This window comes from Acrocarpospora pleiomorpha (assembly GCF_009687885.1).
GTDB classification, from domain to species: domain Bacteria; phylum Actinomycetota; class Actinomycetes; order Streptosporangiales; family Streptosporangiaceae; genus Acrocarpospora; species Acrocarpospora pleiomorpha.
In genome coordinates, this window is the sequence record NZ_BLAF01000020.1 from 73,336 (window position 1) to 92,938 (window position 19,603).

Annotated in this window: 19 protein-coding genes; 8 read left to right on the forward strand and 11 right to left on the reverse strand. The window is 71.0% G+C overall.

Annotated elements, in window-relative coordinates; translation table 11 throughout:
- Positions 1–122: 122 nt before the first annotated feature.
- From Aple_RS19325 to Aple_RS19340, 4 genes are all read left to right on the forward strand, one after another.
- Entirely contained in the window at positions 123–938 is an 816-nt protein-coding gene (locus Aple_RS19325) for a FadR/GntR family transcriptional regulator (protein ID WP_155346025.1), read from the forward strand.
- 31 nt (positions 939–969) lie between these two features.
- Positions 970–1,788, forward strand: a complete 819-nt coding sequence (locus Aple_RS19330; protein ID WP_155346026.1) for an enoyl-CoA hydratase/isomerase family protein — start codon at positions 970–972, stop codon at positions 1,786–1,788.
- A 104-nt stretch (positions 1,789–1,892) separates the two neighbouring features.
- Positions 1,893–2,975 (forward strand): CaiB/BaiF CoA transferase family protein, encoded by a 1,083-nt coding sequence (locus tag Aple_RS19335; RefSeq protein ID WP_170321560.1) that lies wholly within the window; start codon positions 1,893–1,895, stop codon positions 2,973–2,975.
- Positions 2,972–3,928: an LLM class flavin-dependent oxidoreductase gene (locus Aple_RS19340; RefSeq protein ID WP_155346028.1), complete on the forward strand. Its 957-nt coding sequence runs from the start codon at positions 2,972–2,974 to the stop codon at positions 3,926–3,928. Before Aple_RS19335 ends, Aple_RS19340 begins: the two co-directional genes overlap by 4 nt.
- Before the next feature lie 267 nt (positions 3,929–4,195).
- Here Aple_RS19340 and Aple_RS19345 read toward each other — a convergent pair whose 3' ends face one another.
- Positions 4,196–5,353: a CaiB/BaiF CoA transferase family protein gene (locus tag Aple_RS19345; protein WP_155346029.1), complete on the reverse strand. Its 1,158-nt coding sequence runs from the start codon at positions 5,351–5,353 to the stop codon at positions 4,196–4,198.
- Positions 5,354–5,420: 67 nt separating this feature from the next.
- A complete protein-coding gene (locus Aple_RS19350) occupies positions 5,421–6,026 on the reverse strand; it encodes a TetR/AcrR family transcriptional regulator (protein WP_155346030.1) in 606 nt (201 codons plus the stop codon).
- 70 nt (positions 6,027–6,096) lie between these two features.
- On the opposite strand from Aple_RS19350, the gene Aple_RS19355 reads away from it, so the two are divergent.
- Positions 6,097–7,260: an acyl-CoA dehydrogenase family protein gene (locus Aple_RS19355; RefSeq protein WP_155346031.1), complete on the forward strand. Its 1,164-nt coding sequence runs from the start codon at positions 6,097–6,099 to the stop codon at positions 7,258–7,260.
- A gap of 25 nt (positions 7,261–7,285) precedes the next feature.
- Entirely contained in the window at positions 7,286–8,443 is a 1,158-nt protein-coding gene (locus Aple_RS19360; RefSeq protein ID WP_155346032.1) for a thiolase family protein, read from the forward strand.
- Between the two features lie 35 nt (positions 8,444–8,478).
- On the opposite strand, the gene Aple_RS19365 is transcribed toward Aple_RS19360, so the two are convergent.
- The 3 genes from Aple_RS19365 to Aple_RS19375 form a co-directional block, all read right to left on the reverse strand.
- Positions 8,479–8,646, reverse strand: coding sequence for a hypothetical protein (locus Aple_RS19365; RefSeq protein WP_155346033.1), 168 nt, complete (start codon positions 8,644–8,646; stop codon positions 8,479–8,481).
- Between the two features lie 96 nt (positions 8,647–8,742).
- Complete coding sequence (locus Aple_RS19370; RefSeq protein WP_155346034.1) at positions 8,743–9,387, reverse strand: NADPH-dependent F420 reductase; 645 nt, start codon at positions 9,385–9,387, stop codon at positions 8,743–8,745.
- Between the two features lie 49 nt (positions 9,388–9,436).
- Positions 9,437–9,781 (reverse strand): winged helix-turn-helix transcriptional regulator, encoded by a 345-nt coding sequence (locus Aple_RS19375; protein WP_155346035.1) that lies wholly within the window; start codon positions 9,779–9,781, stop codon positions 9,437–9,439.
- Between the two features lie 166 nt (positions 9,782–9,947).
- Between Aple_RS19375 and Aple_RS19380 the strand changes: the two genes are divergently transcribed.
- Together Aple_RS19380 and Aple_RS19385 are read left to right on the forward strand one after the other, a co-directional pair.
- Positions 9,948–10,751 carry a MerR family transcriptional regulator gene (locus tag Aple_RS19380; RefSeq protein WP_155346036.1) on the forward strand — a complete coding sequence of 268 codons (804 nt, stop codon included), beginning with the start codon at positions 9,948–9,950 and terminating at the stop codon, positions 10,749–10,751.
- Positions 10,752–10,760: 9 nt separating this feature from the next.
- Entirely contained in the window at positions 10,761–11,120 is a 360-nt protein-coding gene (locus Aple_RS19385) for a VOC family protein (RefSeq protein ID WP_155346037.1), read from the forward strand.
- 5 nt (positions 11,121–11,125) lie between these two features.
- Here the strand turns inward: Aple_RS19385 and Aple_RS19390 are convergent, their stop codons facing one another.
- From Aple_RS19390 to Aple_RS19415, 6 genes are all read right to left on the reverse strand, one after another.
- Positions 11,126–12,319 carry an FAD-dependent monooxygenase gene (locus Aple_RS19390; protein ID WP_155346038.1) on the reverse strand — a complete coding sequence of 398 codons (1,194 nt, stop codon included), beginning with the start codon at positions 12,317–12,319 and terminating at the stop codon, positions 11,126–11,128.
- A 34-nt stretch (positions 12,320–12,353) separates the two neighbouring features.
- Positions 12,354–15,452, reverse strand: coding sequence for an ATP-binding protein (locus Aple_RS19395; RefSeq protein ID WP_155346039.1), 3,099 nt, complete (start codon positions 15,450–15,452; stop codon positions 12,354–12,356).
- A gap of 43 nt (positions 15,453–15,495) precedes the next feature.
- The gene (locus Aple_RS19400; protein WP_155346040.1) at positions 15,496–16,692 is read right to left on the reverse strand and encodes a hypothetical protein; all 1,197 of its coding nucleotides are present in this window, start codon (positions 16,690–16,692) and stop codon (positions 15,496–15,498) included.
- Positions 16,689–17,033 (reverse strand): PadR family transcriptional regulator, encoded by a 345-nt coding sequence (locus Aple_RS19405; RefSeq protein ID WP_155346041.1) that lies wholly within the window; start codon positions 17,031–17,033, stop codon positions 16,689–16,691. The genes Aple_RS19400 and Aple_RS19405 overlap by 4 nt, the downstream gene beginning before the upstream one ends.
- A 59-nt stretch (positions 17,034–17,092) precedes the next feature.
- Positions 17,093–17,911 carry a glycerophosphodiester phosphodiesterase gene (locus tag Aple_RS19410; RefSeq protein ID WP_155346042.1) on the reverse strand — a complete coding sequence of 273 codons (819 nt, stop codon included), beginning with the start codon at positions 17,909–17,911 and terminating at the stop codon, positions 17,093–17,095.
- Positions 17,912–17,995: 84 nt separating this feature from the next.
- Complete coding sequence (locus tag Aple_RS19415) at positions 17,996–19,603, reverse strand: phosphotransferase (protein WP_155346043.1); 1,608 nt, start codon at positions 19,601–19,603, stop codon at positions 17,996–17,998.

Sequence of the window (19,603 nt, forward strand, 5' to 3'; positions counted from 1 at the left end):
AGCGCAACCTTCAGTCGTCATCATCGTCTCCTGACTGGTCCACCACAACACGCTAACTGTGTTATCTTTGTACAGTAAGTTCCCGTGACGGTGGAAGACCGAGGAAAGCAGAAGGAGGCTGCGTGAGCAGCGACTCCGACCTAGTCCGGCAGCCTGTCGGAACCCTCCCGCAGATGGCGCAGCCCGCCATCGCGGACATGGTGGCGGATCTGATCCGAAACAAGATCATCAGCGGGGAACTGCCGGAGGGCTCGCTCCTGCCGAGGCAGGAGGAGATGATGCGCGAGCTCAACGTGAGCCGGCCGTCGTATCGGGAGGCGCTGCGCATCCTGGAGGCGGAAGGACTCGTGTCGGTGCGGCGCGGGAACCAGGGCGGGGCGGTGGTCCACGCGCCGTCCCAGATCAGCACCACCTACAGCTTAGGACTCCTGCTCCGCTTCCATGAGGTCACCGTCGGCGACCTGGCGGACGCCATCAGCGAGATCGAACCGCTCTGCGCCGGGGTCGCGGCGTCCCGTCCCGACCGGCAGCGCGAAGTCGTCCCGCAGCTCAACGAGCTGGTGGACAAGCAGGAGGGCGCGCTCGGTGTCGCGCACCAGTTCACCCTCATCGGCCGGGAGTTCCACGAGACGCTCGTCCGGCTGTGCGGGAACGCGACGCTCACGCTGACGGCCGGAGCGCTCGCGGGCCTCTGGTCGACCCAGGAGCTCGAGTGGGCCGACGTCGTCGCCATCACGGCCAGCTACCCCGCGCTGGAGCAGCAGCGCCGCGTCCTGCAGACCCACCGCATGATCATCGCGGCCATCGCGGCGGGTGACAGGCACCAGGCGACGACGCTGATGCGCGCGCACTCCCTGGCGTCGCACCACCACGTCCTGGCGGAGCGGGAGCACCTTCCGGTCACGCCGCTGACGCATTCCAGGGCGACCGGGCGTTAGGCGTACCAACCAGAACCACCGAGGAGTTCCCATGCCTGTGCCGTTCGGCGCCCTGCCCGAGGATGCCGACGCCGATCTGCTGTTCGACGTCGCCGACGGCATCGCGCGGATCACCCTGAACCGTCCCGCCCGTGGCAACTCGCTCACCGTGGCGATGTTCCCGCAGTTCCGGGCCGTCTGGGAGGAGGTGCGGATGAACGCCGAGATCCGTTGCGTGATCATCACGGGCGCGGGCGGCAGGCACTTCTGCACCGGCGTCGACGTCGACTCCGTGGCGGAGACCGGGCGGGTCGCCATGGGCAGTGGCAACATCTCCGACGAGCTGCACTTCACCTCCCGGCAGAACCGCGTGTGGAAGCCGGTCATCTGCGCGGTCAACGGGCTGGTGGCCGGCGGCGGCCTGCACTTCGTCGTCGACAGCGACATCGTGGTCGCCGTCGAACACGCGGAGTTCCTCGACACCCATGTGAACGTGGGGCAGGTGGGCGGCATCGAGAACACCGGCCTGGCCAGGCGGCTCCCGCTCGGCACGGCGCTCCGCATGACGCTCCAGGGGCGCAACTTCCGCCTCCCCGCGGCACGGGCCTACCAGCTCGGCCTGGTCGACGAGCTGACCGCGCCCGATCAGCTCATGGAGACGGCGCTGCAGATCGCCCGGGACATCGCCGCCAACTCGCCGCAGGCCGTCTCCCTCTCCCAGCAGGCCGTGTGGGCGTCGACGGAGATGCCCTATTCCCAGGCCGCCGAGTACGGCTGGTCGCTCGTGCGATCCCACTGGTCGCATCCGGATTTCGTGGAGGGCCCGCGCGCGTTCGCCGAACGCCGTCAACCCCGGTGGACAGCCGGATGAGCTCCGGACCCGCCGGCGAATCGAATGAGCGCCGGACTTCTGGCGGCCGGACGAGTTCCGGACCCTCTGGCGGGTTGGATGAGCGCCGGACTTCTGGCGGTCGGATGGGTTCCGGACCTCTGGCGGGAGTCGTCGTCGTCAGCCTGGCCGAGCAGTATCCCGGGCCCTTCGCCGCCATGGTGCTGGCCGATCTCGGCGCGCGGGTGACCATGGTCGAGCGGCCTTCTGGTGACCCCACTCGGCGGCACACGGCGCTCTTCCGGGCGTTGAACCGCAACAAGCGGTCCATCGCGCTCGATCTCAAGACCCCTCGGGGGCAGGCGGCCCTGCGGTCGTTGCTGGCGGACGCCGATGTGCTGATCGAGGGCTTCCGGCCCGGAGTGATGAAACGACTGGGCATCCCGCCGGAAGAGCTTCGGCGTGATTTCCCGGATCTGGTGATCGCATCGGTGTCGAGTTATGGTCAGACCGGGCCGGATCGTGAACTCGGCAGCCACGACCTCACCGTGCAGGGACGGGCCGGGTTGCTTGATGGGGCTCCCGACGGTGTCGGCGTGGTCCCGACGGCTGATCTTGTGGCGGGAGTTTTCGCTGTCATCGGGGTGCTGAGCGGTCTGGTCGCACGTCACGCTCGCGGCGGGTCGCATGTCGACGTCTCGATGCTCGACTGCCTGGTGGCCTGGCAGGCGGTGCGGATGGCCGGACATCTGACGGATGACGAGACCACGGGCTATCCGCCTCGGGAACCGGCGTATGGGGTGTTCCGGTGCGGGGACGGCGGTGAGGTGACGCTCGCGATCGCCGGTGAGGATCCGCAGTGGGCCGCGCTCTGCGACGTGCTGGAGCTGGGCGATCTCGGCGATCTTCGCACTGGCGAACGGGAGAGTCGCGCCGACGAGTTGCGTACGCTCCTGAGCCGTGCGCTAGCCACGCGAGAATCTGGTGACGTCATTCGCCGACTCGAACAACGGGGTGTCAGCTGCGGCCACGTGCGCCGTCCCTCGGACGTGTTCGACGACCCGCAGGTCAAGGCACGGCGGCTCCTGCTCGACCTCTCGTCAGGTCACCGGTCCGTCCGGCAACCGCTGCTCTTCGACGGCCAGGCCATCACGGCGTGTCCCGATGTCCCGGCGCTGGGCGAGCACAACGAGCTCTACGGCCTCGATCCGGTTCAGGCCGACCGATGAAGGCTCCGGGGGGAACCGCGCCGCGCAGGGCCTGCGCGGTGGGGATCGCGATCCAGCCGGACCTGCTCACCGCCACCGATCTCGCACGGTTCGCCCAGGCCGTCCGCGACGCCGGCCTCGACCATGTGTCGGTGGGTGACCACGTCAGCTATCGGGGCGGCCAGGGTATCGACGGTCTCGTCGCGGCGGCGGCGCTCCTGGCGGCCGGGCCCGGGCTCCGCGTGATCGTCGGCGCCTTCCAGCTGGCACTGCGGCACCCCCTCGTCGCCGCTCGGCAGCTCGCCACCGTGACCTCGTTCGCGCCTGGACGTCTCGTCCTCGCCGTCGGGGCGGGCGGCGACGACCCCAGGGAGGTCTCCAACTGCGGCGTCGATCCCCGCCGCCGCGGCGAGCGCCTCAACGAGAGCCTCGACGTGCTGACCCGGCTCATGCGCGGCGAGGTGATCGACCACCATGGCGCGCACTTCGACCTGGAGCAGGCGTCGATCTCGCCGACGGGTCCCACCCCGCCCCTGGTGATCGCCGGATCCGGCAAGGCGGCTATCGAGCGCGCTGCCACCTACGGATCCGGCTGGCTGGGGTTGTTGTGCACGCCGCGCCGGTACCGCGAGACACGCCGGGAGATCGTCCAGCGTGCGGCGGCGTTGGGCCGTCCCGCTCCGGACTGGTTCGGTCTCAATGTCTGGTGCGCGTCCTCCAAGGAACAGCTCGAATCGAGCCTCGGTCGCTGGTTCGGCCCTGCCGCCTCTCGCCTACTCCACCTGTGTGGCGCGGGGGAGGATGCCCAGATCGCCGCGTGGCTGGCGGAGTACGTCGCGGCCGGCGCGACCCGGCTGAGCATTTCGGTTCCGGCGGCCGAGGCGGTCGAGGCCGTCGAACGGGTGGCAAGGCTCGCCGAATTACTGACCGAGCAGATCGAGGACGCTGTCGCGCAGCCGAACTCGAATGAGTGAGCAGGGCGTTGGCGTCACCCTGCCGATGCCGATGCCGATGCCGATGCCGATGCCGGGGCTCGGGCCGCACCAGCACAGGGAGATCGTCGAGGCGCTGCCCTCGCTCGGATACAGCGATGTATGGACCGGCGAGGGCGGCGGCTACACCGCGTCTCAGCGCGCCCACCGCGTGAGGATCTCCTCCGCGCTCAGCGTCAGGCTGTCGACCGGCGCCGGTGGCGCGTTGGGAGTTCTGGAGAACCTAGGTGCGGGCGGCTACACCGCGTCTCAGCGCGCCCATCGCGTGAGGATCTCCTCCGCGCTCAGCGTCAGGCTGTCGACCGGCGTCGGCGGTGCGTTGGGAGTTCTGGAGAACCTCGGTGCGGGCGCTGACTGAACCACGCCGTCCACCTCGACGTACGTGCCGCGTGCCGCCAGCTGGGGATGCCCGGCCGCCTCGGCGAAGGTGAGCACAGGGGTGACGCACGCGTCGGTGCCCGCGAAACGCGCGGCCCACTCCTCGCGGGTGCGGGTCGCGAACGTGGTCGTGAAGCGCCTTCTCATCTCCGGCCAGCACGCCCGGTCGTGCTGCTCCCCGAACTCGGTCGCGTCGATGCCTAGCCCGTCCAGCAGCGCCGAGAAGAACTGGGGTTCCAGCGCGCCCACCGCCACGTACCGCTGGTCGGCGCACGCGTAGGTGTCGTAGAACGGGGCGCCGCCGTCAAGCAGATTGCCCTGCCGCTGGTCACGCCACTCGCCCATGCCGCGAAGGGCCAGGGTCATCTGGCTCAGCAGAGCGGTCCCGTCGACCATCGCGGCATCGACCACCTGCCCCCTTCCCGACAGGGAGCGTTCCCAGAGCGCGGCCAGCACGCCGACCAGCAGCAGCATGGAGCCGCCGCCGAAGTCGCCGACGAGGTTGAGCGGGGGAGCGGGCGTGTGACCGGCTCGGCCCATGGCGTGCAGCGCGCCGGTCAGCCCGATGTAGTTGATGTCGTGACCGACGTCCTGGGCCCATGGCCCGTCCTGACCCCATCCCGTGATCCGCCCGAAGACCAGCCGGGGGTTGCGCTCCAGGCACTCCTTCGGCCCGACTCCGAGCCGCTCCACGACGCCGGGGCGCAAGCCCTCAATCATGACGTCGGAGCGCTCCGCGAGAGCCAGGACGAGCGCGCGCCCCTCCGGCTCCTTCAGGTCGACGGTGATAGAGCGTCGGCCGCGCAGCACGACATCGGTTTCGCCGGGGTTCCCCAGCTGCAGCCCCCGTCCCTTCGGCCGGTCCACCCGGACCACGTCGGCGCCGAGATCCGCCAGCACCATGGCCGCGTGCGGGGCTGGTCCCAGCCCGGCGAGTTCCAGGACGCGCAAGCCCGCCAGCGGGCCGGTATCGGCATTCACGGTGTCGTCCGCTCTTCCGGACCGGCCAGGCTGGTCACGCTCCTTCATCGGCCCCCCTCGCGGTAGGTGATTCGGTCGTCCGCTCTTCCGGATCGGCCAGGCTGGTCATGCTCCTTCATCGGCCCCCCTCACGCGTCCGTTCTTTCGGATCGGTCAGGCTGGTCATGACCAGGTCGGCGAGCTGGCGGTAGGCTTCGGCGGCGTCCAGCCCGGTGGTGGCCTGGATCGTCCCGCGCTGGATCGCGCCCATGACCTCGGCCGCGGCGGCCCCCACGAATGACGCGTGCACGGGGCGCAGGGCTCCGGCGCGCACTCCCTCGGTCACGAGAGCCTGGACCCGGCGGGCCGCGTATTGTGTGTTCTCCTGGTAGACGTCGTTGGCCGGGCCGAAGTCGGCCACGTCGGCGAAGAACATGGCCGAGGCCGGTTGAAGTTCCGCGGCGACGGCTTCCAGGTAGATCGCCAGCCGCCTGGCCGGGTCCGCGGAGGCCGCGACCCGGGCCTCGATGCGTTCCGCCGCGGTCTTGAAGAACGAGCGCACGACTGCGACAACGATCTGCTCCTTGCTCGGGGCCACGGCATACAGAGTGGTTCTCGAACAGCGCAGCCGTTCCGCCAGGTCCCCGATGTTGAACGAAGAGAATCCCTCGGTCAGGAACAGCTCGCGGAGCTGAACCAGCATCTCCTCGCGGCGCGCGCGAGCTTTCCCTGGAAGTGGCATGACGCCGACCTTATGGCAGAGTACCAGAACTGATACTGTAGTACTGAGTTTGGTTCTCGGAGGATTGTCCATGCCCGCGTCACGTGTCATGCCCACCAGTGAGAGCGCCGACCTGATCGGCCTCGTCCGGGAACTCGCCGGCAAGGAGCTCGCGCCCCGGGCGGCCAGGGCCGAGGCCGACGAGGAGTTCCCGCGCGAGGTCTTCAGGATCCTCGGCGCGGCCGGCGTCCTCGGCCTGCCGTATCCGGAGGAGTACGGTGGCGGGGGCCAGCCGTACGAGGTGTATCTGCAGGTGCTCGAGGAGATCGCGGCAATCTGGTCGAGCGTCGGGGTCGGCGTCAGCGTGCATGCGCTGTCCTGCTTCGGGCTGGTCGAATTCGGCACCGAGGAGCAGCGGCGGGAGTGGCTGCCCGGCATGCTCGGCGGCGACCTGCTCGGGGCGTACTGCCTGAGCGAGTCGCACGCGGGCTCGGATCCCGCCGCGATGCGGTCCCGCGCGGTCCGGGACGGGGACGATTACGTGCTCGACGGCGCGAAGGCGTGGACGACGCACGGCGGGCACGCCGACTTCTACCAGGTCATGGCGCGAACCTCGGACGGTCGTAAGGGCATCTCCTGCTTCCTGATCCCGGCCGGCGCCGAAGGCCTGAGCGCTGACCCGCCCGAGCGCAAGATGGGCCTGACCGGATCGGCGACCGCCACCATGCGCCTGGACCACGTCCGCGTGCCCGCCCGCCGCAGGATCGGCGCGGAGGGCGACGGCCTCAAGATCGCGCTGACCGGCCTCGACTCCGGCCGGCTGGGAATCGCGGCGGTCGCCACCGGCCTGGCCCAGGGGGCGCTCGACCAGGCGGTGGAGTATGCGAAGGAGCGGCAGACCTTCGGAAAGCCGATCATCGAGCACCAGGGCCTCGCGTTCCTGCTCGCCGACATGGAGGCGGCCGTCCAGAGCGCCCGCGCGACGACGCTGCACGCCGCCCGCCTGAAGGACCAGGGCCGCCCGTTCAGCCGGGAGGCCGCCATCGCCAAGATGGTCGCCACCGACAACGCCATGAAGGTCACGACCGACGCCGTGCAGGTCCTCGGCGGCTACGGCTACACCCGCGACTTCCCGGTCGAGCGCTACATGCGCGAGGCGAAGGTCATGCAGATCTTCGAGGGCACCAACCAGATCCAGCGCCTGGTCATCAGCCGCGCGCTCGCCGGGAACACCGGCGGAACGATCACCACATGATCGGCCCCCAGCCGAAGGAGCAGCCATGAACAGAGACGCGGTCATCGTCGAAGCGGTCCGCACCCCGATCGGGAAGCGCGGCGGAAGCCTGTCCTCCGTCCACCCCGCCGATCTCTCCGCGGCGGTGCTGACGGGGCTGAGCGAGCGCGCCGGGATCGATCCCGCGATCATCGATGACGTGATCTGGGGCTGCGTGGGCCAGGTCGGCGAGCAGTCCTTCGACATCGCCCGCACCGCCGTGCTGTCGGCGGGGTGGCCGGAGCACGTCCCCGGCGTGACCGTCGACCGGCAGTGCGGGTCATCCCAGCAGGCCGTCTCCTTCGCGGCGGCCGGAGTCATCGCCGGTCACTACGACGTGGCCGTGGCCGGGGGAGTGGAGGTCATGTCCCGCGTCCCCCTGGGCTCCTCCCAGGCCGGCGGCTTCCCGCTGGGTGACCGCTACATCGAGCGGTACGGCCCGGAGTTCCCCAACCAGGGCATCGGCGCGGAGATGATCGCCCAGGAGTGGGGCATCACCCGCACCCAGCTGGACGAGTTCAGCCTCGAGTCACATGCCAAGGCCGCGGCCGCCGCCGACGAAGGCCGGTTCGCGGCCCAGATCCTCCCGGTGGAACTCGCCGACGGCACCGTGATCAGCGAGGATGAGGGTGTCCGGCGCGGCGGCACGATCGAGCAGCTGGCCAAGCTGCGCCCCGCCTTCCGGGAGGACGGCCTGGTGACCGCGGGCAACGCCTCACAGATCAGCGACGGCGCCGCCGCTCTGCTGATCACCACCTCGGCGAAGGCGGCCGAACTGGGCCTGCGTCCGATCGCGCGCGTGCACACCTCCGTCGTGGTCGGAGCCGCGCCGATGCCGATGCTGACGGCTCCCATCCCGGCGACCAGGAAACTCCTGAAGCGCTCCGGGCTGTCACTGGACGACATCGGCGCCGTGGAGATCAACGAGGCGTTCGCGTCCGTGGTCCTCGCCTGGATGATCGAGCTCGGAGCCCCGCCCCACCGGGTGAACCCGCTCGGGGGAGCGATCGCCCTCGGCCACCCTCTCGGCGGCAGCGGCGCCCGCCTGATGACAACGCTCCTCCATCACATGCGAGACAACGACATCTCCTACGGCCTCCAGACGATGTGCGAAGGCGGCGGCCAGGCGAACGCGACCCTGCTCGAACTCCTGCCACGCCGTTGACCCATCAGGACGATCCGCCACGCCCTCGACGCTTCTTACAGCCGGAGGCGGCCGACGGCGCGCAGTACGGCGAGGGCGTCCGCGGTGACCCACGGGTTGGCGCGGCGGGTACTCGTGCCGCCCCAGTCAACGGAGTCGTGATGCAGCGCGATGTTCGCGGACACCCGGTAGTAACGGGCGTGGGCAGGCCAGCCGTCGGCCACCCGCAGTGACTCGAGGAGGTCCAGTGCGTCAGCGCAGCGCAGCGTCCTCGCTCCGCGCGAGCGCTCGTGCCGAATGGCGATCTCCGGCGGATTCGGTTACGTGTTCGTGGTGACTGTGGCGCGGTCGACGAGGTTGAAGACCGTGTGCGGGTCACGTCCGCCGAACAGCAACGAGATCACGATCGCGGCCATCGCTTCGAGGTGGTGGGCTTGCTGGAGGTCGCCGATCGGCAGCGGTTCACCGCCGATGTCGGCGATCAGGTGCCGCGTCATCTCTTGTGCGCCGGGGTGGCTACCGCAGTAGGGCACGACCAGACGGCGGCCGTCGAACGTTGGTGGTTTCAGCTGCCAGACGCGTGCATGGCAGAGGTTGAACGCCTTGACGACGTGTCCGCCGGTCGCCTGTTCGATGTCCTGCGCCATCGACCGGCGGGGTTCTGTGACCAGTGTGAAGTTCTCGATCTCGACCGGGTTGTTGCAGTCGACGATCGGCTTGCCGTGCAGCGCGTCGCCTATCTCGGCCAGCGTGGTCGCCATCCCTTGGTAGAGCACGGCGATCAGGGCGATGTCTCCGAACTCGGCCACTTCCTTGAAGCTGCCGGCACGTCCGCCCCACTTACGGGCCAATGCTTGGGCTTTGCCCGCCGTCCGCCCGGCGACCATCAAATCGTGGCCGGCGGCGGCCCACCGCGTGCCGAGCGCGTCGGCCATTACCCCGGCACCAAGAACACCGATTTTCATGACGGCAACGCTAGGTGGACGTGGGGAACCATCCGGTTCCCCTGCCGGGTCAGGCGCTGTCGTCGCCGGCGAGTTCCTCGGCGTGCTCCTCGGCCCACCGGGCGAGGGCCGACACCGGCCCGAGCAGGCTCTGCCCGAGTTCGGTCAGCCGATACTCCACCCCCGCGGGCGCGGTGGCTAAGACCCGCCTTTCCACGAGGTCGTTGCGCTCCAGCTTGCGCAGCGTCTGGGTGAGCATCTTCTTGCTGATCCCGCCGATTCGGTCGCGCAGGTCGCTGTAGCGTTGCGGACCGCCTCCCAGCCCGAACACCACGACGACCGACCAGGTGCCGGCCACCAGATCCAGTGTGGTGCGGGCGGGACAGTCTTCGAGGAACACGTCGTAGTCACTCATATGACGACGATCTCCACGTCTTGCACGACGCTTTAACGTTCGGGGGCGGTTGGCTCACGCCAACTAGGATCCACCCTGTCGCCAGGTGCCGGGCGGCCCGCCACGCTTGGGCCTGCCGCTGACGGTAGCTTGACCTTCCCGTCGCTGGAAGGTCTTGGCTGGACTCATGACATCAGATGTCTCGATCGGAGAGTTCTCGCGGCTGTGTCACCTGGGTGCCAAGACGCTGCGGTACTACCACGACATCGAGCTGCTGGTTCCCGACGCCGTCGACGCCGGTACCGGGTACCGGCGGTACTCGGTTGGGCAAGTCGCCGACGCGCATCTCATCCGTCGGCTGCGTGACCTTGACATGCCGCTGGCCGAGATCCGCCAAGTGCTGGGGGAGCCTGACCAGGCTGCGCGTGAGCGCGCGCTGGCCCGGCACCTGGATCGGATGGAGGCGGAGCTCACCCGGACGCGGGACGTGGTGGTCTCGCTGCGGCGACTGCTCGGCGCTCCACCACAGGTGCCGGTCGGCCACCGCCAGTCGCCGGTGTCGACCGTGCTGCGGATGAGCGCCCGGCTTGCCCGGACCCAGGTGTCCGAGTGGTTCGGGCAGGCCTACCCGCGGCTGTACGGAACCCTGGCCGGCCACGGCTTGGATCCGGCTGGGGCCGCGGGTGCGACGTACTCGGCCGAGTTCTTCGAGCAGGACGAGGGTGAGGTGGTCGCGTTCGTGCCGGTGCTGCCCGAGTCGGCGCCCCCTGGCGACGACCGGTTCACCGTGCTGCCGCGGCAGCGTTTCGCGGTCGCCCTGCACACCGGCCCGTTCAGCGACTGCGACCTCACCTACGGGTGGCTCGGCGCGCACGTCGCCGCGCATGACATCGCCCTGGCCGACCCCATCGTCGAGGTCTACCTCGTCGGGCCCGACCACACCAACGACCCCAACCAGTTCCAGACCGAGATCTGCTGGCCCATCCACTAAGGAGAGCACATGACTGAGCTTGCCATCGGCCACGTCACCACCGACTGCGCCCACGCGGCCGACCTCGCCGGGTTCTACGCGGCGTTGCTGGACCGCAGCGTCGACCCTGGAGCGACGGAGTTCTTCGCCACCGTCGGACGCGAGAGCGGCGCCCACCCGGTGCTGATGTTCATCCAAGTGCCGGACCGCACTGCGGGAAAGAACAGCATTCATCTGGATCTGCACGCACCGGACGTGGCGGCCGAGGTCGCCCGGGCGATCGGCTTGGGGGCCAAGCACGTCGCCGACTTCGCCGAGTACGGCGCGGTCTGGACCACCCTGGCCGACCCGGAGGGGAACCTCTTCGACATCGGCACAGGGCAGGCCTGATCCTGTCACGCGCGGCCGCGGTCGTACGGTTTCAGAGTGATGGCGCTCGCCGTCCTTCTGACGCTCCTGATCATGAGGCCCTTCCAGGGGATGTAGGGCAGCAGCCGGTAGTTCTGGTTGAGGAACCAGGCCATGAACCTGCTCTCGGGGATCGTCCACTTGGCCACTCCCTGGCCTGCCTTCTGGCAGCCCGCGACGTACTGGCGCATCGCCTCCTGGTAGGCGGCGAAGCCGGCGCGGTGGTCTCCGCCGGCCGCGGCCAGCTCGCCGGCCAGGACGTACGCGCCGACCACGGCCAGGCCGGTGCCCATGCCCGACAGCGGCGAGGGACAGTAGGCGGCGTCGCCGAGCAGCGCGACCCGGCCGCGCGACCAGGTGTCCAGATGGACCTGGCTGATCGAGTCGAAGTAGAAGTCGGGCGCGTCGCCCATGGCCGCGAGCAGCCGGGGAGTCTCCCAGCCGACGCCGTCGAACGCCTCGGCGACGATCTTCTTCTGCTGTTCGACGTCGCGGCGATCGTAGGAAAGCGGGGGTGAGCCGAAGTAGAGCAGGGCCTTGGCCTCGGTGTTGTGCCGGGCGCTGTAGACGCCGATCATCTTGCCGGGGACGCCGTACATCTGCCCGGTGTGGTCAAGACCCAGATGGTTGTCCAGGGTGAAGATCGCGAGGTAGACGCCCAGGTCCTCGATGAAATCCCGCTCGGGGCCGAAGGCCAGCGCGCGTACGTTGGAGTGCAGCCCGTCGGCGCCCACGACCAGGTCGAACCGCCGGGGCGTGGCCCGCTCGAAGGTGACCTCCACACCGTCGGCGTCTTCGGCGATGGCGGTGATGGAGTCGTCGAAGAGGTATTCGGTGTGGTCCTTGGTGGCGTCGTACAGGATGCGGGCCAGGTCGCCGCGCAGGATTTCGAGGTCGCCGCTGAACATGCCGGAGGGAATGGTGGCGACCTTCTTCCCTGCGGCGTTGACGTGCGACATGTCGCCCATGTGCGTCCGCAGGCGCTCGACGTCGGCCATTATGCCCATCCGCCGGAGCACGGTGAAGTGGACGTCGCCACGGAAGTCGACCGCGTAGCCGCCGTCGCGCAGGGCGGGGGCCCGTTCGACCACCGTGGCAGTGAACCCGTGCCGGCGCAGCCAGTAGGCGAGCGCCGGCCCGGCGATGCTCGCCCCCGAGATCAGAATGTGTTTGCTTGTCATGCCACGAGCGTGTCCGGCAGCGCTCACCGGCCGCTCACCGCTGGCTCACCGCCCTGCTCACGGCCAGGATTTCGATGGCGGACTCCGGCACCCCCGCCAGGCGAAAAGCGTCGGCCAGGGACATCCGCGCCCCCTCCTGGAAGGCGGCCTCGTACGGCGAGTCGCCCAGCGCGGCCCGCGCGGCGGCGACGACCTTCGCGGCATCGGGATCGGGCCCGGCGGCGCTTCCCCGCAGGACGGTGGCCGCACCGAGCAGCCGCGCCGCGTCGTCCCCGGCGAGCGCGATCCCGGCGAGGGCCTCGACCGCGCGGGCGCCTTCGGGGAGCGGGCCGGCCAGCGCCGTCTCGACGGCGCGCACGTACCAGACCCGGGCCTCGCCGGGCGCACCGGACGCTTCGGCGACCTTGCCGAGCCCCAGGAACGTGTTGAGACGGCTCCTGCCGCTCTTGAGCCAGTGGGTCTCGAATCGCTCCAGCGCCTGCTCGTACAGCCGGCGCGCCCCGGCCAGGTCGCCGCCCAGCCGGGCGATGTCGCCGAAGCCGGTCATCGCGGCGGCGAGGTAGGTGGGACTGCCCGCGCGGCGTGCGATCTCGGCGGCCCGCGCATAGTCCGAGCGCGCCGCGGCGAGGTCGCCCGCCGACGCGCGATGGACGCGATAGTCGCCTCGGTTGCACAGCAGGTCGGCGACGTCCTCCATGGCGCCGAGCCGCTCGGTGCGGGCGATGGCCTCGCCGGTCAGGACTATCGCCTTGTCGGGGTCGTCGCGCAGATATGCCAGACCGGCCAGCGAGTCCAGCGCCAGCGCCGCCCCCCATCGGTCGCCGAGCACCCGGAAGGTCTCGGCCGCCGTGGCGAACGCCTCCTCGGCCGCCGCGAACCCGCCCATCATGAGCTGCGAGTAGCCCCACACCACGTTGCTGATCGCCGCCCGCCACCGATCCGGTGCCGCACGCCCACGTGCGATCACCGATATCACCACCCTGGGATCGCCCATCGGGGTATTGATCACGGGCCAGAGGAACGAGATGGCCGGATGGCCCAGCGGCCGATCGATGATCGACTCGACCGCCGGTCGGCACCGCTCCCACACGCCCGGTCCGCCACCGGCGGCCGCGATCAGCGCGCCGAGCACGTAGTCGGTTTCCAGCCCCGCGGGTGGCGTGGCGTCCAGCAGCGCGGTCGCCCACGGCGTCACCGCGGCGCGGGTGCCGCTCAGCCAGGTGTACCAGGCCATCGACGCGAGCAGTGCGAGCCCCATCCCGGTCTCGCCCGACTCGGCCGTCCACCGCAGCGCCGCGTGCAGGTTCCCCTCCTCCGCCTTGAGCGTGGCCAGCCACCCGAGCTGCTCGGGGCCCCGCAGGTGCGGGTCGGCGGTCCTGGCCAGCCGCAGGAAGTGGTCGGCGTGCGCGTGCCGTACGGCGTCGGCCTCGCCCGCCTCCTCCAGCTGCTCGGCACAGTAGGCGCGGATCGTCTCCAGCATGCGGTAGCGCCCGCCGGCGACCTCGATCAGGGACTTGCCGGCCAGGGAGTCCAGCACGTCCTCGGCGCCGGGCAGCGCGCAGACCCGCCGCGCCGCTTCGGCGGTGGCGCCGCCGTGGAAGACGGTCAGGCGCCTGGCCATCTCCCGCTCGTTCTCGGGCAGCAGATCCCAGCTCCACGCCACGACCGCGCGGAGCGTCTGGTGCCTGGCCTCGGCGGTGCGGCTGCCCCGCGACAGCAGCCGGAACCGGTCGTCAAGACCGGCGGCGAGCTCCGCCACCTCGTGCGTGCGCAGCCGGGCCGCCGCCAGCTCGATCGCCAGCGGCAGGCCGTCGAGGGCCTGGCAGATCCGCCGTACGGTCCCGGCGTTGGCGTCGTCCACGACGAAGCCCGGCCGCACGGCGGCGGCCCTGTCGGCGAACAGCCGCTCGGCCGGGACCGGCGGGAGCGGCCGGACCGGCCACAGGTTCTCGCCGGTGATGCCCAGCGGCTCTCGGCTCGTCGCCAGGACCCGCAGCGCGGGGCAGCGTTTCAGCAGCCGCTCGGTCAGCGCCGCCACGGCGTCGACCAGATGCTCGCAGTTGTCGAGAAGCAGCAGCACCGCCCGGTCCTCCAGCGCCGCGACCAGCCGCGACTCCGGCCGCACCCCGGGCTGCCCGGCATGGAAGCCGCTCTCCCGCAGGCCGAGCGCCCCGAGCACGGCCGCGGGCACCTCCGCCCCGTCCCGCACCCGCGCCAGCTCCACCAGGCACACCTCGAGCTCCGCGCTCGCGGCCTCGATGGCCAGGCGGGTCTTACCCACGCCGCCGGCGCCGAGCAGCGTGACCAGGCGGGCTCGCGCCAGCAGGCCGGTGACACCGGCCAGGTCGTCCGCGCGGCCCACGAAGGTGGTGAGCTGGGCGGGGAGCGCGGGCGCGACCGGGTCGCCGCGTAACAGGGAACGGTGGATCGCGGCCAGCCCGGGTGAGGGGTCGGCGCCGAGCTCGTCGGCCAGGAGCGTCCGGATCTCCTCGAACGCGGCCAGCGCCTCGGCCTGCCTGCCGTCGGCTCGCAGCGCGCGCAGGAGCAGGCCCCACAGCCGTTCCCTGAGCGGGTGCCGGGCGGCCAGTTCCCGCAGCTCCGGGACGGCCGCTCGATGCCCGCCCCGCTGGAGTTCGGCCTCGATCCGGTCCTCCAGGGCGCCGAGCCTGCGCTCGTCGAGCCGCGCCGCCTCGGCCCGTACCGAGCCGGCGTCGGCGGCGTCGGCGAGCGCGGGACCGCGCCACAGGTCGAGCGCCGCGCGCAGGAGCTCCGCGGCCCGTACGGGGTCGCCCCGCCCGAGGACCTGCCGCCCCTCGTCCGCCAGCCGCTCGAAACGGCGGGTGTCGACGTCTTCGGGATCGGCCAGCAGGCGGTAACCGGCGGGGACGAACTCGATCGCGGCATCGGGGCGCAGCGCCTGGCGGAGCCGCGACACCTGTGACTGCACGGCGTGCGCCGCCCCGTCGGGGGCCTGCCCGCCGTACAGATCGTCGATCAGCCGGTCGAGCGGCACCGCCTCGCCGGCGCGGACCGACAGCAGAGCCAGGAGCGCCCGCCGCACCGGCCCGCCCAGCGCCACCTCACTCCCGTCATCACGCCATACCCGCGTGACCCCCAGGATCCCGATCCGCATACGTCCCATCATCTCCCGCTTCGGGAGACGACCGCGGACGCCGCTAGGACGGATCGCCGGGGACGGCGTGCCGGGCGGTCAGCGCGCCGAGGCCGGCGCCGATCACCCCGAGCGTGAGGCCGAGCACGGGGAAGATGCCGACGCAGAAGACCAAGGCGTCGGCCAGGTTCACGCCGACGGCGGCCACCGGCTCGCCGTCGATCGCTCTGCCGTCGATCGCGTGGCGACGCAGCCCTTCGGGCAGCCAGACGGCGTACGTGAGCGGCATGACGGCGATCACGGTCCAGACGGCGGCCCGCAGGCCCGAACGGAACGACCGGCCGGCTCGCCCCGCCGCGAACGCCGGGACGAGGAAGACGGCGAGCGGGGTGAGCGGGAGCACGACGGCGAGCACGAGCACGAGCGGGAGCGGGGGCTCCGTCGCCTCGGTGCGGATTATCAACAGGAACCATGCCGCGAACACGACAGCGGCGGCGGCGCCGAGGTGGGGTGCGAGCCGGTTGGCGCCCAGCCATCGCGGCCCGGCCAGGGCGATCCACAGGCAGCCGGCCAGGACCGCGGCGAGATAGATCGCCGCCGCCGGTGGCAGGTACTGCGCCGCGCCCGGCTCCTGGCGCAGGAAGATCACGGTTACCGCGATGGAGGCGGCCACGGCACCGGTCACCAGGACGGTCGGAGCCGGCACGGGCAGCCGCGGCCGGCGCCAGCGGGCGACGGCCAGCACCACCATGGCACCGGCCAGGGCGGTGAAGGTCACCGCGAACACCCTCAGCCCGGGCACCGCCGCGCCGGCCGCCGACCCGGCCGCCGCCACCGAGGCCACGACCACCCCGGCCACGAGCGCCAGCACCGGCCAGCCGCCCGCCGGCGGCAGCAACAGCAGGCCCCCGACACTGCTGAGCGCGAACCGCCACCTGGCCGACCGCCCCTGGACCTCGGCCAGTTCGGCGGTCATCGCCCTGCCCCACTCACGCCGGCGTTCGGGCAGCGCCGCCACCGCGACCGCGAGCAACCGCCCCGGCGGGTCGATCGCGGACACGCGGGAGCCCGCCCACCAGTGGTGTAGCACGAGCCGGGCGGCGATCACCCACAGCAGCGGCGGCATGATCAGCCACGCGATGGCGGTCTCCAGCGGGGGTAACGGGTCGGCGGTCGCGACAGCGACGGCGTAGAACACCAGCCACGCCACCACGACCACCCAGGTCGTGATGGTCTGGAACCTGCGTCGGGTCCACCTCATGCGCCCTGCCACCCCTCTTTCGGACCGGACCGCCGGATCGCCGTCGCGCCGGTGGAGGCGGCAGCGGCCGCGGCGGCGGCGGCGAGTTCGGTGGCCAGCGCCCGGCCGGAGCCGGTCAGCCGGTACAGGTGGCGCGGTGGCCGGCCGGCGGGGACGTCGGTGTCCCAGGTGGTCTCCAGCAGACCCCGGTCGGCCAGCCGCACCAGGATCGGGTACAGCGAGCCGGGCTTGAGGCCCAGCTGCTGACACAGCTCGTAGCCGTACCGCCAGGCGGTCGGCTCCTCGGCCAGGGCCAGGACCACCGCCGTGGTCTGGGCGGAGGGGCGTCGGATGCGGGTCATGCGTTAACTCTACATATTCAGATTTATGGGGTCAACGGCGCCTACGCCCGCCCGCTAGTTCACAACTGGCAGCTTTGCGCGGCCCAGGCCAGGTAGTCGGGGGTCTGGTCGGTGACGATCTGGTGCACGCCGTACTCGCCCAGGCGTTCCCACGCGCGGGGGCTGTTGGGGGTCCACGCGTAGATGGTCGCGCCAGCCGCGCGGTACGCGCGGACTCGCGTACGGCTCAGATTGTCGTAACGGACCGCGACGAAGGAGAACTCCTTGGCCGTGGTGACCGGCGGTGCGGATACCGACAGCAGGCCCTTGCGGGCCGGGATGGAGTCCACCGCGCGCAGGGCCGAGGGGAGGAACGAGGTCAGGCTCGCCCATGCCGAGGCCGAGAACCGCTGGTAGAGCTCCCGCAAGGAGCGCAGGTCGGCGGCGTCCGGAACCTCCTTCAGCTCCACTAGGGTCTCCTTGGTCCTGCCCCGCAGCAGTTGCAGGGCCTGGCCGAGGGTCGGCGGGTGCTGGCCGTCAGAGGTGCGCAGCGTGCGGAACCGCGCCAGCGTCATGTCGGAGACCCGTCCGCCGGTCGTGGTGGTGCGGTCGACCGTGGCGTCGTGCATCAGCACCGGATGGTGATCCTTGGTGAACCGCACATCCAGTTCGACCCGGTCGGAACCCGCATCCAGAGCCCGCCGGAACGCGGTCAGCGTGTTCTCCGTTCCCCAGCCCCGGTGCGAGATCAGGCCGGGCACCTCGCACGCCGACTGAGGCGATCGGGTGAGGTCGCGGGCCGCGGCGCTCGGGCTGAACAGCAGGGGCGCCAGCGAGGAGATCGCCAGCACCGGCCGAACGGTCCGCGGCACACCTCCGGCGAGCAGCGGCAGGAGCATGATGTCTTCCCTTCCGTCTACGCTGAACTGCAGCGTTTACGGAGGGTAGATATCCCATTACTCTAAGCTCACACCTGCGGGCCGTCAGGAGTCGACGCGGCTGTCCGTCCAGGGGATCCCGTCGGGCCGGGTCAGCAGGCAGGTGGCGCGGTGCGGTAGCGCGGGATCCCATTTGTAGATATTGGGATAGAAGGTGAAGTAGACCATGCCTTGCCGGGATTCTGTGGGCGGAGCCGCGAACGCCTCGCCGCAGGCCTGCTGGGACGCGTCGCTGACGGTCTGTTCCGTTACCACAGGAGGGTTGATGATGACCGGCGTGGCGAATACCTGACCCCAGTGCGGGTCGTCGCAGTCGCCGACCACGACCGCGGCCATCATGTCGCGGCCGGGGTGGTAGAAGACGCAGTCGCCGAGGGCGAGGTTGGCGGTGCTCTTGGGGCCCGCGGGGAGGTCGAACTCGAAGAATTCGTAGACGCCGCTTATGACGGCCGAGCCCAAGCCGTAGGCGAAGAGGAGGCCGATGCCGACGAAGAACGCCGTTTTCAGGCCGTCGGTGGCATATCGCATTTCCCTCGCGATCCACGGCACGTCGTCGAAGCGGCGGCGGAGCGAGGGGGCGACGCGCAGGACGAAGGACGTCACCAGGAGCAGCAGGCCGAAAACCACTCTGGCCAGCCATTTCACGGCGATTCCCGCAGGGCTCCGGGCGATGCGGGCGGCTCCGCTGGGACGCGGCGCGGGAACCGGTGGCGGCGGGGTGGGTGGGGGAGGCGGCGTCGGGGGGATCTCGTTGTAGGCCGTGGCTTCGTCCAGCCAGTCCAGGGCGTGCCTGTCGGGGGTTCCGTCGCCTCGGAAGAAGGCCGAGTCGAGGGCGAGCACCCAGTCGTCCGGGCTGGCGCGGTTCTCGGTCGCGAGCGGGTTCCCCAGGGTGGCCGGCAGCAGCGCGCGCAGGCCGGCCGGGGTGCCTTCGGGGATGGCGGTCGGCTCCGGCCAGGTTCCGTCCGTACGGCGGTCCAGGTTGCCGGGGATCAGGAACAGGCCGCGGTAGATCGCCAGGGCCAGCGCGTAGCGGTCGCTGAAGTGGTCGTGGGCCGGGATCTGCCCCTCCACCAGCCGCGGGTCCATCCAGCCGGGGGTGGCGACGCCGGTGGCGGGGGCTCGCGGGCTCATGCCGTCCACGTCGATGACGCAGACGGCGGGCTCGGGGTCGGAGGTCCAGACGACGTTCTTGGGGGCGAGGTCGCCGTGCACCAGGCGGAGTTCGTCCAGCCAGGCGAAGATTTCGGCGAGGCGGCGGAGAATCCGTACCCGGATCTCGGCGGGTGGCGGCGTGGCCCGGCGCATCAGCAGGAAGTCCAGGCCGCGCGGGGTTCCGTTGGGGCGGAGGAAGCCGTCGGGCAGGGCGGGGAGGATCACCGCGGTGACCTCGCCGTCCGGGCCGTCGATCACGTCGATCGGCCAGCACAGCGAGGTCGCCGCCGTGGTGCCGACCGGTACGCCGCCACGGAGGGTGTTGCGGCCGAGCGCGCACAGTTCCTCGCTCATCCGGATCCGTGCCTGATCCACGATCGGCTGGTCGTAACACTTGCCGACCAGGGTCCCGCCCTCGGCGAGGTGAAGCGCGGCGGTGCCGCCGCGGGCGAAGGGCGCGTCCTCGCATTCGTACGCCCCGAACCGGCCAACCAGCCGCAT

Bases quoted from the DNA above. Each gene is read 5' to 3' on its own strand.
- Aple_RS19330 (WP_155346026.1), top strand. From the start codon at position 970: ATGCCTGTGCCGTTCGGCGCCCTGCCCGAGGATGCCGACGCCGATCTG.
- Aple_RS19335 (WP_170321560.1), top strand. From the start codon at position 1,893: ATGGGTTCCGGACCTCTGGCGGGAGTCGTCGTCGTCAGCCTGGCCGAG.
- Aple_RS19340 (WP_155346028.1), top strand. From the start codon at position 2,972: ATGAAGGCTCCGGGGGGAACCGCGCCGCGCAGGGCCTGCGCGGTGGGG.
- Aple_RS19345 (WP_155346029.1), bottom strand. From the start codon at position 5,353: ATGAAGGAGCGTGACCAGCCTGGCCGGTCCGGAAGAGCGGACGACACC.
- Aple_RS19350 (WP_155346030.1), bottom strand. From the start codon at position 6,026: ATGCCACTTCCAGGGAAAGCTCGCGCGCGCCGCGAGGAGATGCTGGTT.
- Aple_RS19355 (WP_155346031.1), top strand. From the start codon at position 6,097: ATGCCCGCGTCACGTGTCATGCCCACCAGTGAGAGCGCCGACCTGATC.
- Aple_RS19360 (WP_155346032.1), top strand. From the start codon at position 7,286: ATGAACAGAGACGCGGTCATCGTCGAAGCGGTCCGCACCCCGATCGGG.
- Aple_RS19370 (WP_155346034.1), bottom strand. From the start codon at position 9,387: ATGAAAATCGGTGTTCTTGGTGCCGGGGTAATGGCCGACGCGCTCGGC.
- Aple_RS19375 (WP_155346035.1), bottom strand. From the start codon at position 9,781: ATGAGTGACTACGACGTGTTCCTCGAAGACTGTCCCGCCCGCACCACA.
- Aple_RS19380 (WP_155346036.1), top strand. From the start codon at position 9,948: ATGACATCAGATGTCTCGATCGGAGAGTTCTCGCGGCTGTGTCACCTG.
- Aple_RS19385 (WP_155346037.1), top strand. From the start codon at position 10,761: ATGACTGAGCTTGCCATCGGCCACGTCACCACCGACTGCGCCCACGCG.
- Aple_RS19390 (WP_155346038.1), bottom strand. From the start codon at position 12,319: ATGACAAGCAAACACATTCTGATCTCGGGGGCGAGCATCGCCGGGCCG.
- Aple_RS19395 (WP_155346039.1), bottom strand. From the start codon at position 15,452: ATGCGGATCGGGATCCTGGGGGTCACGCGGGTATGGCGTGATGACGGG.
- Aple_RS19400 (WP_155346040.1), bottom strand. From the start codon at position 16,692: ATGAGGTGGACCCGACGCAGGTTCCAGACCATCACGACCTGGGTGGTC.
- Aple_RS19405 (WP_155346041.1), bottom strand. From the start codon at position 17,033: ATGACCCGCATCCGACGCCCCTCCGCCCAGACCACGGCGGTGGTCCTG.
- Aple_RS19410 (WP_155346042.1), bottom strand. From the start codon at position 17,911: ATGCTCCTGCCGCTGCTCGCCGGAGGTGTGCCGCGGACCGTTCGGCCG.
- Aple_RS19415 (WP_155346043.1), bottom strand. From the start codon at position 19,603: ATGCGGCTGGTTGGCCGGTTCGGGGCGTACGAATGCGAGGACGCGCCC.